This is a genomic window from Micrococcus luteus (assembly GCF_014138885.1).
GTDB lineage: Bacteria > Actinomycetota > Actinomycetes > Actinomycetales > Micrococcaceae > Micrococcus > Micrococcus luteus.
The window spans coordinates 1,610,051-1,622,668 of sequence record NZ_JACJIK010000001.1 but is presented as its reverse complement, the minus strand read 5'-3'; the positions used below and the strand labels follow the sequence as shown (position 1 = coordinate 1,622,668).

Annotated in this window: 12 protein-coding genes; 6 read left to right on the top strand and 6 right to left on the bottom strand. The window is 75.4% G+C overall.

The annotated features are described in order from the left end of the window. Window positions 1-11: 11 nt before the first annotated feature. From HDA34_RS07500 to HDA34_RS07485, 3 genes are all read right to left on the bottom strand, one after another. A complete protein-coding gene (locus tag HDA34_RS07500) occupies window positions 12-1,589 on the bottom strand; it encodes a HAMP domain-containing sensor histidine kinase (protein ID WP_223247485.1) in 1,578 nt (525 codons plus the stop codon). A 94-nt stretch (window positions 1,590-1,683) separates the two neighbouring features. Further along, window positions 1,684-2,412 carry a response regulator transcription factor gene (locus tag HDA34_RS07490; RefSeq protein WP_036314541.1) on the bottom strand — a complete coding sequence of 243 codons (729 nt, stop codon included), beginning with the start codon at window positions 2,410-2,412 and terminating at the stop codon, window positions 1,684-1,686. A gap of 334 nt (window positions 2,413-2,746) precedes the next feature. Beyond that, on the bottom strand, window positions 2,747-3,490 hold the full coding sequence (locus HDA34_RS07485) for a ubiquinone/menaquinone biosynthesis methyltransferase (RefSeq protein ID WP_036314489.1): 744 nt from the start codon (window positions 3,488-3,490) through the stop codon (window positions 2,747-2,749). 202 nt (window positions 3,491-3,692) lie between these two features. Between HDA34_RS07485 and HDA34_RS07480 the strand changes: the two genes are divergently transcribed. From HDA34_RS07480 to HDA34_RS07455, 6 genes are all read left to right on the top strand, one after another. Then, complete coding sequence (locus HDA34_RS07480) at window positions 3,693-4,769, top strand: iron-siderophore ABC transporter substrate-binding protein (RefSeq protein WP_102708653.1); 1,077 nt, start codon at window positions 3,693-3,695, stop codon at window positions 4,767-4,769. 9 nt (window positions 4,770-4,778) lie between these two features. Beyond that, window positions 4,779-5,834 (top strand): FecCD family ABC transporter permease, encoded by a 1,056-nt coding sequence (locus HDA34_RS07475; protein ID WP_113914254.1) that lies wholly within the window; start codon window positions 4,779-4,781, stop codon window positions 5,832-5,834. Further along, on the top strand, window positions 5,831-6,901 hold the full coding sequence (locus tag HDA34_RS07470; RefSeq protein ID WP_134377315.1) for a FecCD family ABC transporter permease: 1,071 nt from the start codon (window positions 5,831-5,833) through the stop codon (window positions 6,899-6,901). The genes HDA34_RS07475 and HDA34_RS07470 overlap by 4 nt, the downstream gene beginning before the upstream one ends. Continuing rightward, window positions 6,898-7,767 carry an ABC transporter ATP-binding protein gene (locus HDA34_RS07465; protein WP_036314497.1) on the top strand — a complete coding sequence of 290 codons (870 nt, stop codon included), beginning with the start codon at window positions 6,898-6,900 and terminating at the stop codon, window positions 7,765-7,767. The genes HDA34_RS07470 and HDA34_RS07465 overlap by 4 nt, the downstream gene beginning before the upstream one ends. Beyond that, entirely contained in the window at window positions 7,764-8,819 is a 1,056-nt protein-coding gene (locus tag HDA34_RS07460) for a siderophore-interacting protein (protein ID WP_036314499.1), read from the top strand. Before HDA34_RS07465 ends, HDA34_RS07460 begins: the two co-directional genes overlap by 4 nt. A 98-nt stretch (window positions 8,820-8,917) precedes the next feature. Continuing rightward, entirely contained in the window at window positions 8,918-9,583 is a 666-nt protein-coding gene (locus tag HDA34_RS07455) for an SDR family oxidoreductase (protein ID WP_070709459.1), read from the top strand. A 27-nt stretch (window positions 9,584-9,610) separates the two neighbouring features. Here the strand turns inward: HDA34_RS07455 and HDA34_RS07450 are convergent, their stop codons facing one another. The 3 genes from HDA34_RS07450 to HDA34_RS07440 form a co-directional block, all read right to left on the bottom strand. After that, window positions 9,611-10,390 carry a Pr6Pr family membrane protein gene (locus HDA34_RS07450; RefSeq protein ID WP_098094054.1) on the bottom strand — a complete coding sequence of 260 codons (780 nt, stop codon included), beginning with the start codon at window positions 10,388-10,390 and terminating at the stop codon, window positions 9,611-9,613. Window positions 10,391-10,515: 125 nt separating this feature from the next. After that, window positions 10,516-11,886, bottom strand: coding sequence for a glutaminase A (glsA, locus tag HDA34_RS07445; RefSeq protein WP_134377316.1), 1,371 nt, complete (start codon window positions 11,884-11,886; stop codon window positions 10,516-10,518). A 1-nt stretch (window position 11,887) separates the two neighbouring features. Next, window positions 11,888-12,550, bottom strand: coding sequence for a GNAT family N-acetyltransferase (locus HDA34_RS07440; RefSeq protein ID WP_134377317.1), 663 nt, complete (start codon window positions 12,548-12,550; stop codon window positions 11,888-11,890). Window positions 12,551-12,618 lie beyond the last annotated feature (68 nt).

Here is a 12,618-nt window from a genome sequence, read left to right as displayed (position 1 = left end):
CCGTCCCGGGGTCAGGGCCGGCCGGCCCGGGCGGAGCCGCAGCAGGAGCCCGCAGCCCCCGGCCCGGCGCGCCCCGGGGTGCAGGGCACGACGACGTCGAAACGCGTCCACCCGCCCTCGGACGCCACGGTCACGTCCCCGCCGTGGCTGCGCGCGATCGAGCGCACGATGGCCAGACCCAGACCCGTGGACGGCTCCGTGCCCGGGGGGCCCGTCCGGCCCTTCCCGGGGCCGCGGACGAAGCGGTGGAAGAGGGTGGCGTGTCGGTCGGCCGGGATGCCGCCGCCGTCGTCGTGGACGCTGACGAGCATGAAGCCGGGCCGGGGCTGGTCCTGCCGCACGGAGGCCGTGACGGTGGTCCCGACGGGGGTGTGCTTGGCCGCGTTGGAGAGCAGGTTGCCGACCACGCGGGCCAGCTGCGACCGGTCACCGGTGACGGACCGCTGGGTGCCCGGCTCCACCCCCTCGGGCAGGTCCACCACCCACGTGTGGTCCGGCCACGCCGCGCGGGCGTCCATCACCCCCTCGAGGACCACCTCGGACAGATCCACCCGTTCGGCCAGCGCCACCTCCTCGGAGGGCTCCAGGCCCATGGCCCGGCCGCGCGAGACGGACTCGAGCCGTTCGAGCAGGAGCATGTCGTCCACGAGGGCGGCCATCCGGTCGGCCTGGAACAGCACCCGGTCGAGCGACCGCCGGCCGGCCGCGGAGAGCTCCTCCGTCATCGCGATCATCTCGGCGTAGCCGCGCACCGAGGCGAGCGGCGTGCGCAGCTCGTGGGAGGCGTCCGCCATGAACCGGCGCATCTGCTGCTCCTGCACGCGGCGCTGCTCCAGGGCCGCCTCGACCGAGCCGGTGAACCGTTCGAGCGCCTGGGCGACGACGGCCACCTCGTCCGGCCCCTGCAGGAGCCGAGGCGGCATGCGTGAGTCCTCCGGATCGAGCCCGGCGCGGGCCATGTCCACCTGGGCGACCCGCTCGGCGACGGCGGCGACCTCGCGCAGCGGGGCCAGTCCCCGACGCAGCCACAGGGTCACCAGGATCGCGGTGGTGAGGACGGTGACGGACAGTCCGACGGCGACCGCGAGCAGCGCCTGCCGTGTGACGTCGGACATGGCGCCCGTCGGCGCCCCCACCACGAGCACCTGGTCCGCGGCCACCCAGGGGCCCGGCGCGGTCAGGGTCTGGGCCTGGACGCGATAGGAGACGTCGCCGACGACGGCGTCCAGCATCGGCCCGCCCGGCCGGTCCCGGAGGGCGTGCAGAAGGTCGTGGGCCTCCCGCGCCGTGAGCGGCACGGACTCCCCGGCGTCACCGACCCGGTGCCCGATGAGGGCGTCCTGCTGATGCTCCTCCAGACCGGAGAGCGGGACGAGCGCGACCACCGTGCCCTCGGGCTGGCCGAGGGTGCCCGGCACGCGGAGGTCCCCCTGCCCCGGGCCGCCGTCGCCCCCTCCGCCCGGCGAGGGGGCCGTCAGCTGCTCCGAGGCGCGGATCCATGCTTCGGAGGCGTCCCGGGAGGCGGATTCGGTCAGCAGGGCCTTCGTGATGCCGGCCGCGTAGAACGAGTAGGCCAGGATGGTGGCCATCAGGATCAGAAGGACGCCGGCGCCGATGCGTCGGGCCAGCGACGTGGGCCGCCTGCGGCGGGTGCTGCCGTGCCCCGACGGGACCGCGGCGGTCTCAGGCAGGCCGGATGACATACCCGGCGCCGCGGATGGTGTGGATCATGGGATCCCGGTCCGCGTCGATCTTCTTCCGCAGGTAGGAGATGTACAGCTCGACGATGTTCGCGCGGCCGCCGAAGTCGTAGCCCCAGACGTCCTGCAGGATGCGCTCCTTGGAGAGCACCGTGCGGACGTTGGCCATGAGGAACTTCAGCAGGTTGTACTGCGTGGCCGTCAGCTCGATCTCGTCGCCGCCGCGGGTCACCTCGTGGGTGCGGGTGTTCATCACCAGGTCGCCGACCACGAGCACCTCGGAGCCGCCCGAGACCACGCCGGAGCGCTGCACGAGCCGGTGCGCGCGGATGAGCACCTCCTCCATGGAGAAGGGCTTGGTCACGTAGTCGTCGCTGCCGGCGGCCAGGCCCGCCACGCGGTCCTCGGTCGCGTCCTTGGCGGTGAGGAACATGGCGGGCATCTCCGACCAGTGGGCGCGCAGGCGATCCAGGACGTCCAGGCCGTCCATGTCCGGCAGCATGACGTCCAGGATCGCCAGGTCCGGACGGCCGGCGGTGCCCAGCTCGGCGGCGGTCGCGCCGTCGTGGGCCACGATCACCTCCCAGCCGCAGAGGGTGAAGCCCATGGAGAGCAGGTCGGCGATCATCGGCTCGTCGTCCACGACGAGCACCCGCACCGGCGCGCCGTCCGGGTGCGAGAGCTCGGGCAGGACCTTCTTCAGCTCCGCCATGGATGACGGGCCGGTGGTGCTCTGGATGGGGCTCACAAGGTTCCTCTACGTTCAAGAGACGGTTCACGGTGCCCACGCGGACGTCGCGGGCTGCGGGGGACGAGCGCCTCGCGACGGAGGGGCGACGCCGTTCCGGGGGATGGCGGACGGGCGGCGACCGGAGGCCGGGGGGTGCGCGGATCCCCCCTCGACGGAGCCCCATGCTACGCGGATCAGCCGGGTCGGCCCAGAGTCTTCTCGGATTGCGGACATCAGCGTGACTCGTCACAGCCCTGACGCATCCGGCGGCGCCACCGGGGCCGCCCTGTGCTGACGCCGCGCCGCGTGGCCCGCGTCAGTCGACCGGCTTCATGGCCCAGTGCGTGGCCAGGGTGCCGAACATGTGGGTCTCGTGCCCGATGTTCACGAAGCCGGCCTCGGCGAAGAGGTCCGCGACCTCGTCCGGCGTGTGGAACGCCTTCGTCGAGGAGGACAGGTACGCGTAGGCCTCCGGCCGGTCGGCGATCAGCTTCGCCAGCTGTGGCATCACCCGGTGGATGTAGAAGGAGGAGAAGGGCTTGAGCACGTTGTCCGGCGCCGGCGACGTCTCGAGGGCCGCGACCCAGCCGCCCGGGCGCAGCACACGGAACTGCTCGGCGAGGGTCGCCGGGATGTCCGCGACGTTGCGCAGCAGGTAGCCGTGGGTCACGGCGTCGAACGAGCCGGCCTCGAACGGCAGGTCCGTGGCGTCCGCGACGACCCACTCGATGCGGTCCCCGCCCGCGCGGGCACGGCCGACCTCCATCATCTCGGCGGCGATGTCGGCGCCCACCACCTGCGCGTCGGGGTGCTGCTTGAGCACCTCGAACGCGAGGTCCCCGGTGCCGGTGGCCAGGTCGAGCACGCGGGCCTGCGCGGGGATGTTGGCCCGCGCCACCGTGCGGCGCACCAGGCGCGGCTCCTGACCCCATGTCATGACGGCGTTCATCAGGTCGTAGCGGCCGGCGATGGCGTCGAACATCGCGGAGACCCGGTCGTGGTGGTCGGCGGCGCCGCGCTGCGCGTCGCCGCGCGGGGCGGGGAGGGGGTTCTGGCTCACCAGGCCACCGTATCCCGCCCACCTCCCCCGACGACGCCCCTCACCGGGATTGCACAGGGGAGTTAGGTTGCCCTAATCTTCCAGAGTTACCTCACGTCGGTGTTTGCTAATACCGGCCCGGCAGGGCCGACGCATCCTCCGACCGCAGACCCGACCCCCTCCGCCCGGCGCCCGCGCGTCGCGACCGTGAAAGGCCACCACCATGGCACCGTCCCCCCTGTCCCGCCGCTCCCTCCTCGCCAGCGGGGGAGTCGGGCTCACCCTCCTGCTCGCCGCGTGCTCCACCGGCCCGGCCGGAGGCTCGGCCTCGTCCTCGTCGGCCGGTGCGTCGTCGTCAGACGCCGCGGGCGGGGACGCCGCGTTCCCGCGCAGCATCGAGCACGTCTACGGCACCACCGAGATCCCGCAGCGCCCGGCCCGCGTGGCCACCGTGTCCTGGGTGAACCAGGACGTGGCCCTCGCCCTCGGGGTGGTGCCGGTGGGCATGGCCGCCGTGGAGTTCGGCGGGAACGCGGAGAAGTCCACCGACTGGTTCGACGCGAAGCTCGCCGAGACCGAGGGCGCCCAGAAGCCCGTGCAGTGGTCCGAGGCCTCCGGCATCGACGCCGAGGCGATCGCCGCCGTGAAGCCGGACGTCATCCTCGCCGTCTACTCCGGCATCACGCAGGAGGACTACGACCGCCTCTCGAAGATCGCCCCCACCGTGGCCTACCCGAAGGACGTCCCCGCCTACGGCACCTCGTGGCAGCAGTCCACGGAGGTCATCGGCCGCGTGCTCGGCAAGGAGCAGGAGGCGGAGGAGCTCATCGCGGACCTCGAGCAGCAGATCAAGGACGCCGGCGAGAAGCACGCGGGCCTCCAGGGCGCGTCCTTCGTCTACGGCACCATCGACCCCGCCGCCGCGGACCAGATCAGCATCTACACGGACGTGGACAACCGCCCGAAGTTCCTCGAGCTGCTCGGCATGGAGCAGGCGCCGGTGGTGACGGAGAACTCCCCGGAGGACCAGGCGTTCTTCTTCACGTGGTCGCCCGAGCGCGCGGACGAGCTGGAGTCGGACGTGTTCGTCTCCTGGGCCGCCCAGGACTCGGTCCGCGAGGCCATCGAGTCCGACCCCCTGCTGGGCTCGATCCCGGCCGTGAAGGCCGGCGCCCTCGTCCTGCAGACGGACGAGCAGGAGGTCCTCTCCGTCTCCGCGATCTCCCCGCTGTCCATCCCGTTCGCGCTCGAGAAGGTCGTCCCGCCGATCGCCGAGGCCGCGAAGACCGCGCAGGGCTGATCCCTCCCCATGCCGTCCACGGCCCTGGCCTCCCCGGCCCGCGTCCGCGCGGGCGTGCTGATGGGCGCCCTGCCCGCGGCGCTGCTGCTGGCGGCGCTCGTGGCCGGCGTCGCCCTCGGCGCGCGCACCGTGCCGGCGACGACGGCGCTCGACACCCTGGGCGCGGTCCTCACCGGGCACCCCGTGCCGGAGGGCATCGAGGCGGCGGCCGTGGCCTCCCGCGTGCCCCGCGTGGTGACGGGGGCGCTGGTGGGGGCGGCGCTGGCCGTGGCCGGCGCGGCCCTGCAGGGGGCCACCCGCAACCCGCTCGGTGACCCGGGGCTGCTCGGGCTCTCCGCCGGCGCGGGGCTGGCCGTGGCGGCGGGCATGGCGCTCGGCGTCGCCGGCTCCACGTTCGGGGTGCTGGCGCTGGCCGCCGTCGGGACGCTGGTCGCGGCGGCGCTCGGCTACGCGGTGGCGGCGGCCGCCACGCGGAGGGGCCGGACGCCCGGCGCCCCCTCCCCCATGGCGCTCGTGCTGGCCGGCGCCGCGATCACCGCCGGCGCCACCGCCGGCACCACGGCGCTGCTCGTGCTCTCCCCCACGGTCCAGGACCGACTGCGGTTCTGGGCCGTGGGCACGGTGGCCCGCGCCGACCTCGGCGAGGCGCTCGCCCTGGCGCCCGTGATCGCCGTCGGGCTGCTCGCCGCCGTCGCCGTGGCCCCCGGGCTCGACGCCCTCGCCCTCGGCGACGACCTCGCGCACGGCCTGGGCGGGCGCCCGGAGCGGGTGCGCGCGGTGCTGCTGGGCGCGGTCGTGCTGCTCACGGCCGCGGCGGTGGCGCTGGCCGGGCCGGTCGGGTTCGTGGGGCTGCTCGTGCCCCACGCGCTGCGCCGTCTGCGGCCGCCGAGCACGCGGGCCCTGATGGTCGGCTGCGCCCTGTGGGGCGCCGTCCTCGTGATCCTCGCGGACCTCGCCGGGCGGCTCGTCGTGGCGCCCGGGGAGATCCACCTCGGGGTGACCACCGTCCTGCTCGGCGTGCCCGTGCTGCTGGCGCTGCTGCGCCGCCCGGGGGTGGCCGCATGAGCGTCCAGCGCACCGCCTCGGACGACGTCGTCGCCCGCCTGCGCCGCGCCGACCGGCGCCGCCTCGGAGGGGCCTGCGCGGGCCTCGCCGTGGCCGTGCTGGTCCTCGCCCTGCTGCGCGTGGTGTGGGGCACGTACCAGGTGACCGTCCCGGACCTCGTGCGGATCCTGGGCGGGGAGACGATCCCGGGAGCGAGCTTCATCGTGCTGGAGGAGAAGCTGCCCCGCGCCGTGGCCGCAGTGCTCACCGGCGCCGCCCTGGGCGCGGCCGGCGCGCTCTACCGGCGCACGCTGCGCAACCCCCTGGCCTCGCCGGACATCCTGGGCGTCACCCAGGGCGCCGCGGCGGCGGTCGTGCTGGGGATGCTGGCGACCGCCGGGCAGACCGGCGGAGGATCGGACCTGATGCGCGCCGCCACGGCACTGATCGGTGGCCTCGCGGCGGTGGTCGCCGTGTTCGCCACGGCCCGCTCGGTGGGCGGCGAACGGTTCGTGGTGGCCGGCATCGCGGTGGCGGCGGCGGGCCAGGCCGTGGTGGCCGGGGCCATGCTCTCGCTGGCCCAGCACGACCTGCAGTCGGCCACCGTCTGGATCGCCGGCTCGCTCAACGGGGTCACGTGGGGCCGCATCGCGCTGCTCGCGGGCGTCCTCGTGGCCGCCCTGCCGCTGGCGGGGGTGCTCCACGCGCGGCTGGCCCCCGCCGACGTCGGCCCGGACCTCGCGCACGCCCTCGGCGCCCGACCGCGCCCCACCTCGGCCGCGGCGCTGGGGCTCGGCGCGGTGCTGGCCGCCGTGGCGACCGCCGTCGTGGGGCCGCTGGCGTTCGTGGCGCTGCTGGCCACCCCGGTGGCGCGCGGGCTCACCCGCGGCCTGCCCTCCCTGCCCGCGGCGGCGCTCACGGGCGCCGCACTCGTGCTGCTCGCGGACCTCGTGGCCGGCGAGGCCGTCCCCCTGCTCACCGGCGCCGCCCTGCCCACCGGTGTGCTCACCGGCGCCGCCGGCGCCCCGCTCATGCTCTGGCTGCTGCTGCGCCAGGGCCGGACCCCAGGAGGCGTGCGCCCCGCATGACCGCTCCCCCGCTCACCGTCCCGTCCCCCGCCGCACCGCGCGCCGGGGCCGCCGACGACGTCGCGATCCGCCTGCGCGGCCTGACGCTCGGCTACGGCCCGGCCTCGGCACCGCCGATCGTCGAGGACCTCGACCTGGACGTGCCCGCCGGGCGCGTCACCGCGATCATCGGCGCCAACGGCTGCGGCAAGTCCACGCTGCTGCGCGGCCTGACCCGCCAGCTCGCCCCGCGCGCCGGGAGCATCGAGGTGCTCGGCCGGGACGCCGCCCGCGTGTCCGCGCGCGACTACGCCCGCACCGTGGCGCTGCTGCCCCAGCATCCCGTGGCGCCCGAGGGCATGACGGTGGCGCAGCTCGTGGCGCGCGGCCGTCACCCGCACCGCGGGCTCCTGGGCGGCCGGGCCGCCGGCGACGACGCCGCGATCGCCTCGGCGCTCGAGCGCACCGACCTCGTGGAGCTCGCCGACCGCGAGGCCGGCACGCTCTCCGGCGGGCAGCGGCAGCGGGCGTGGCTCGCCCTCGTGCTCGCCCAGCAGACCCCGGTGGTGCTCCTCGACGAGCCCACGAGCTACCTCGACCTCAGCCATCAGGTGGAGGTGCTGGACCTGGTGCGCGCGCTCCCGGACCCGCGCGGCGGGGGCCGGGCGACCGTCGTCGCGGTGCTGCACGAGCTGAACCTGGCGGCGCGCAGCGCGGACCACATCGTGGCGATGGCCGCGGGCCGGGTGGTGGCGCAGGGCACGCCGGGCGAGGTGATCGTGCCGGAGGTGCTGGCCGAGGTGTTCGGCCTGGACGCGGACGTGGTGGCCGACCCGCTGCTGGGCCACCCCGTGGTGCTGCCGCGCGGGGACGGGGACCGCCGATGAGCGCCGACGGCATGATCGTGGCGCACACGCGCGTGGTGTCCGTGGAGCAGCCGTGCCGCGGATTGCGGCGGATCGTGCTGGCGGGGCCGGACCTGGAGGCCGCCAGCGGGGACCTGCTGGGACTGCTGCCGCCCGGCGTCGCCGACCTGCACGCCCTGTACCGGGGCGCGCGGCCGCGCCGGGACGCCTACGTGAAGCTGCTGATCCCCCCACCGGGCGGGACATCGGCGGACCCGGACCTGTCCGCCGGGTTCCGGGCCGGGTTCCTGGCCATCCCCGAGGAGGAGCGCGGCTGGATGCGCACGTACACGGTGCGCTCGGCCGGGCTCGTGCGGCTCGACGGGCGGCAGGTGCCCTCGCTGACCGTGGACGTGGTGCTGCACGGCGACCCGGACGACCCCGCCGACCCGCATCAGGGGCCGGGCCTGCGCTGGGCGCGCGCCGTCCAGGCGGGGGACGCGGTGAACGTGCTGGTGCCCTCGGCGGAGGCGCCGGCGTGGTCCGGCTGGCGGCAGACGGGGGCGCACCGTGTGCTGGCCGTGGGCGACGAGACCGCCGTCCCCGCCCTGGTGTCCGTGGCGGAGGAGCTCGCGGACCCGTTCGGCGGGTTCGACGGCGAGGCGGACCTCGTGCTCGAGCTGCCCCACGACGGGCAGGCCGCCGACCTCATCGCCGAGCGCCTGGCCGTCCCCGAGCCGTGGGACTGGCGGGCCGTGACGGAGCTGACGGACCGGGGCCGCGTGCGCCTGCACGTGGGCCGCCGGGCGCCGGGGGCGCCGTCGGGGTCCTGGGCGCACGCCCGCCTCGCCGCCCTGCTGGGCGTGGACCCCGACGACGCCGGCGGGCCGGTCGCGCCGCCCGCGGCCTCCGTCGAGCGCGAGTGGACCGTCGCCGCCCTCGAGGCCGACGAACGGCCCGAGGCCTACGTGTTCCTCGCCGGGGAGTCCGCGATGGTGCGCGCCCTGCGCCGGCTCAGCGTGGGCCCCGGCGGCGTGCCGAAGAAGCACGTCTCCTTCATGGGCTACTGGCGGCAGGGCCAGGCGGAGAGCTGAGGAGTGGGGTGGTGGAGCGCCGCTCCACCCTCGCACCGGCGTCGGGCTCTCCCTACTGTGGAAGTCCAGCACCCGATCGAACCGAAGGAGAGATCCCCATGACCCGCACCGTGATCATCGGCGGCCACGGCAAGGTGGCCCTGCTCGCCGCACCCCTGCTGGCGGAGGCCGGCCACGACGTCGTCTCGATCATCCGCAACCCCGACCACGCCGAGGACGTCCGCGCCGCCGGCGCCGAACCGCTCGTCCTGGACATCGAGAAGGCGGACCAGGAGGAGCTGCTCCACGCGCTGCGCGACGCGGACAACGTCGTGTTCTCCGCGGGCGCGGGCGGCGGGGACGCCCAGCGCACCCGGGCCGTGGACCACGACGCCGCCGTCGCCAGCATGCGCGCCGCCGAGGCCGCGGGCGTGCGGCGCTACGTGATGGTGTCCTACCTCGGCGCGTCCCTGCACCACGACGTGCCCGAGGACGACCCCTTCTACGCCTACGCGCAGGCCAAGGCCGAGGCGGACGAGGCGCTGCGGGACTCCGGGCTGGCCTGGACCATCCTCGGTCCCGGCACCCTGACCGATGAGGAGCCGTCCGGCCGCATCACTGTGGACCCGGACCTCTCCGGCTCCGACGCCTCGCAGGGTGAGGTCAGCCGCGGCAACGTCGCCCGAGCGATCGTGGCCGTGCTCAACGAACCGGGCACGGTGGGCCGGAAGATCGACTTCGTGGACGGCGACGTGCCCGTGGCCGAGGCCGTCCGCGGCGACTGACGCGCCGTCAGCGCCGGGGACCGCCCCTCAGGCCAGGCCGAGGCGGCGGTCCACGGTGCCGAGCACACCCATGAGCCCGGTGAAGCCGGCCAGGATCCCGGCGAGCACGACGCCCACGCTGCGTCGGCCGAGCCGCGGCACGTCGAGGAACGGGTACGGGTACCAGTCGATGCGGGGCCCGCGCGCCATGGTCGCCGCCGCCCACATCAGCGGGATGACCGAGGCCAGCCCGGCGCGCCGCGGCGTGATCTGCCCGCGGGGGTCGAACAGCGCCCACACCGCCGGGGCGAGCACGGGGTTGACGATGTGCTGCAGCGCGTCGTTGAACCGGTAGAGGAAGGTGTCCTGTTCGCGGCCGCGCAGCACCGCGTTGTAGACGATCCCCGTGACCAGCACCGAGCCGAGGCCGGCGGTGCGCACGGCCCAGAACGCGTCCGACGTGGGCGCCTCACGACGCGCGGCCAGCGTCAGCGACGTGCCCGCGACCAGCGCGTTGGACAGCCACGTGAAGTACGCCGGCTGGTTGAGGGCGTGGGACCAGCCCGCGGGGAACCCGCCCTGATAGCCGACGCCCGGGATCACCATGGAGTCCTTGGACATCCCGATGGGGAACGAGGTCAGGCACCCGATCAGCGGCAGTGCCCCCGAGACCTGCCACGCCAGGCGGCTCCGACGGTCCACCGGCGGCACGGGACGCGGCTGCAGCCGGGACACGACGGCGTGCGCGATCCGCTCACGGACCCCCTGCGGGGCGGGGCGGGTGCGGCGGACGGAGGGCAGGCTGACGCGGAGGGTGGAAAGGGGCATGGGGGGTCGTCCTCGAACGGCGGGGTCAAGGGATGAGACCGCCCATTCTCACATGAACAGCAGTTGAACGAAAGGGGGCGAGACGGAGAACACCGCCGCGCCCCCCTCCTGCCCGCCCCGCCGCCTCAGTGGGCGCCGGCCTCCTCCAGCGGCAGGATGCGCTCCGGATCCTCGACCTCCACCCGCACGCCGTCGGCCTGCAGCCGGCGCACGCCCTCGGCGATCAGCCGTCGGCCGACGTCGTCGATCCGGTCCACCCGCGTGAGGTTGAGCACCACGGTGCGGATGGGCCCGTCGTTCTCATCTCGGGCGGCCACGGCGGCGGCCTCGTGCACCGCACCGCCGCTGGTCGCGGCCGCGAGCGCCGCGCTGTCCGCCGCGGCCTCCTGCCACCGCGGGTAGACGGCGGCGTCCCACCCGGTGCCGGGCTTCTCCGCACCGGTGTCCAGGTCCGTGAGCGCGTCCAGCACCGCCTCCGCACCGCCGAACCGGATCACGCCCTGCAGATGCACGAACACGCGGTCACCCTCGCGTTCCACGAAGCGCACGGCGGTGCCGCCCAGGCTGTCCCCGTCCATGAGATGCAGCCGGAAGTCCTCGGAGAGGCGGCGGCACGCCAGCACGCCGCGCGCCGAGTTGCCCACCTCGTCCAGGCGCGGCGAGAACACGCCGATCCCCACGCGACCCGGCAGCGCGCCGAGCACACCGCCGGCCACCCCGGACTTGGCCGGGATCCCGACGTCGGCGAGCCACTGCCCGGCGGCGTCGTACATGCCGGAGGAGGTCATCACGGACACCACGCGCCGCGCCACGATGTACGGCAGCATCCGCTCTCCCGTCATCGGGTGGATGCCGCCGGTCGCCAGACACGCGCCCATCACAGCGAGGTCCTTGGCGGTGACGAGCACGGCGCACTGCGCCACATACCCGGCCACGATCTCCTCGGCGGAGTCCTGCAGCACCCCGTAGCTGCGGAGCATGTGCGCCAGGGAGAGGTTGCGGTCCGAGACCGCCATCTCGGACTCGTACGTCTCCCAGTCCACCGAGAGCCGACGCCCGGCGAGCAGGGACATGATCTCCACGGCCCGGTCCAGCCGCTCCTTCCGGCTCGCCTCCGGTCCCACGAGCAGCTGGTGCACCGCGAGCGCGCCGGCGTTGATCATGGCGTTGTCCGGGCGGTGCGACTCCGCCTCGAGGGAGAGCTCGTTAAAGGCCTCGCCCGAGGGGTTCAACCCCACCTGCCGGTCCACGGCGGCGAAGCCCCGGTCCACGAGCGCGGCCGCGTACGTGAACGGCTTGGACGCGGACTGGATGGTGAACTCCACGTCCGCGTCGCCCGCGAAGTGCAGCCGCCCGGTGGGGGTGGCCAGCGCGATGCCGAAGCGGTCCGGGTCCGCCTCCGCGAGCACGGGGATGTACTGGGCCGTCTCGCCCGGGTTCACGGCGCCGAGCTCGGTGACCAGGCTCGCCAGGTAGTCGGGGATCGGGTGTCTCATCTCAGGCCTCCCAGCGCAGGCAGGTCAGGGGCTCGCCCCCGGGCACGGGCACGTGGCCGGTCGCACGGAAGCCGAGCCGCTCATAGAACGGGACGGTGGCGGGCACGGACGCCTCGAGGTGCACGGGCAGACCCGACGCGCGGCGCTGGCCGTGGCGCACCAGCGCACTCGCCGCCCCGCGCCCGCGGGCGGACGGGACGGTGCCGACCTCCTCAAGGTACCAGTGCCGGCCTGCCGGGCGGGCCCGCTCGCAGGCGCCCTGGATCCGCTTCAGGGCGAGGGTGTGGCGGCCGTGGACGGCGACGGCGGTGGGCAGCCCCGCCAGCAGGCCCGGCACGTCGACCCCGCGGGGGGCGGCGGGGGAGGTCCACACGGCGGCGCCGAGCAGCGTGCCGTCGGCCGCGTCCACGGCGACGTCCACGGCGCCCAGCGGGGCGCCGTCGGCCCCCGCGCGCAGCCCCTGGCGCACGGCGGCGGTGAACTTGCGCTCGAGGCGGGGCCCGCGCCGGTCCTCGGGCACGAGCCCGAGCGTGTACGGGTCCGTGGCGAAGGCCTCGGCGAGGACGGCGCCCACGCGGCGGGCGGTGTCCTCACGGGCTCCATCCGGGCGCAGGGTGAGCACGTGGACGCGGGGGCGCGGGGGCGCGGGGTCCGGGGAGGTCATGGCCGCCAGTCTAGGGACGGGGCCGGGCGCGTCATCGGACCGGCCGACGCACGCCCCACCCCGTGTGA

Coding starts and splice junctions, on each gene's coding strand:
- HDA34_RS07500 (WP_223247485.1), bottom strand. CDS start 1,589: ATGGCCACCATCCTGGCCTACTCGTTCTACGCGGCCGGCATCACGAAG.
- HDA34_RS07490 (WP_036314541.1), bottom strand. CDS start 2,412: ATGGCGGAGCTGAAGAAGGTCCTGCCCGAGCTCTCGCACCCGGACGGC.
- HDA34_RS07480 (WP_102708653.1), top strand. CDS start 3,693: ATGGCACCGTCCCCCCTGTCCCGCCGCTCCCTCCTCGCCAGCGGGGGA.
- HDA34_RS07475 (WP_113914254.1), top strand. CDS start 4,779: ATGCCGTCCACGGCCCTGGCCTCCCCGGCCCGCGTCCGCGCGGGCGTG.
- HDA34_RS07470 (WP_134377315.1), top strand. CDS start 5,831: ATGAGCGTCCAGCGCACCGCCTCGGACGACGTCGTCGCCCGCCTGCGC.
- HDA34_RS07465 (WP_036314497.1), top strand. CDS start 6,898: ATGACCGCTCCCCCGCTCACCGTCCCGTCCCCCGCCGCACCGCGCGCC.
- HDA34_RS07460 (WP_036314499.1), top strand. CDS start 7,764: ATGAGCGCCGACGGCATGATCGTGGCGCACACGCGCGTGGTGTCCGTG.
- HDA34_RS07455 (WP_070709459.1), top strand. CDS start 8,918: ATGACCCGCACCGTGATCATCGGCGGCCACGGCAAGGTGGCCCTGCTC.
- HDA34_RS07450 (WP_098094054.1), bottom strand. CDS start 10,390: ATGCCCCTTTCCACCCTCCGCGTCAGCCTGCCCTCCGTCCGCCGCACC.
- glsA (WP_134377316.1), bottom strand. CDS start 11,886: ATGAGACACCCGATCCCCGACTACCTGGCGAGCCTGGTCACCGAGCTC.
- HDA34_RS07440 (WP_134377317.1), bottom strand. CDS start 12,550: ATGACCTCCCCGGACCCCGCGCCCCCGCGCCCCCGCGTCCACGTGCTC.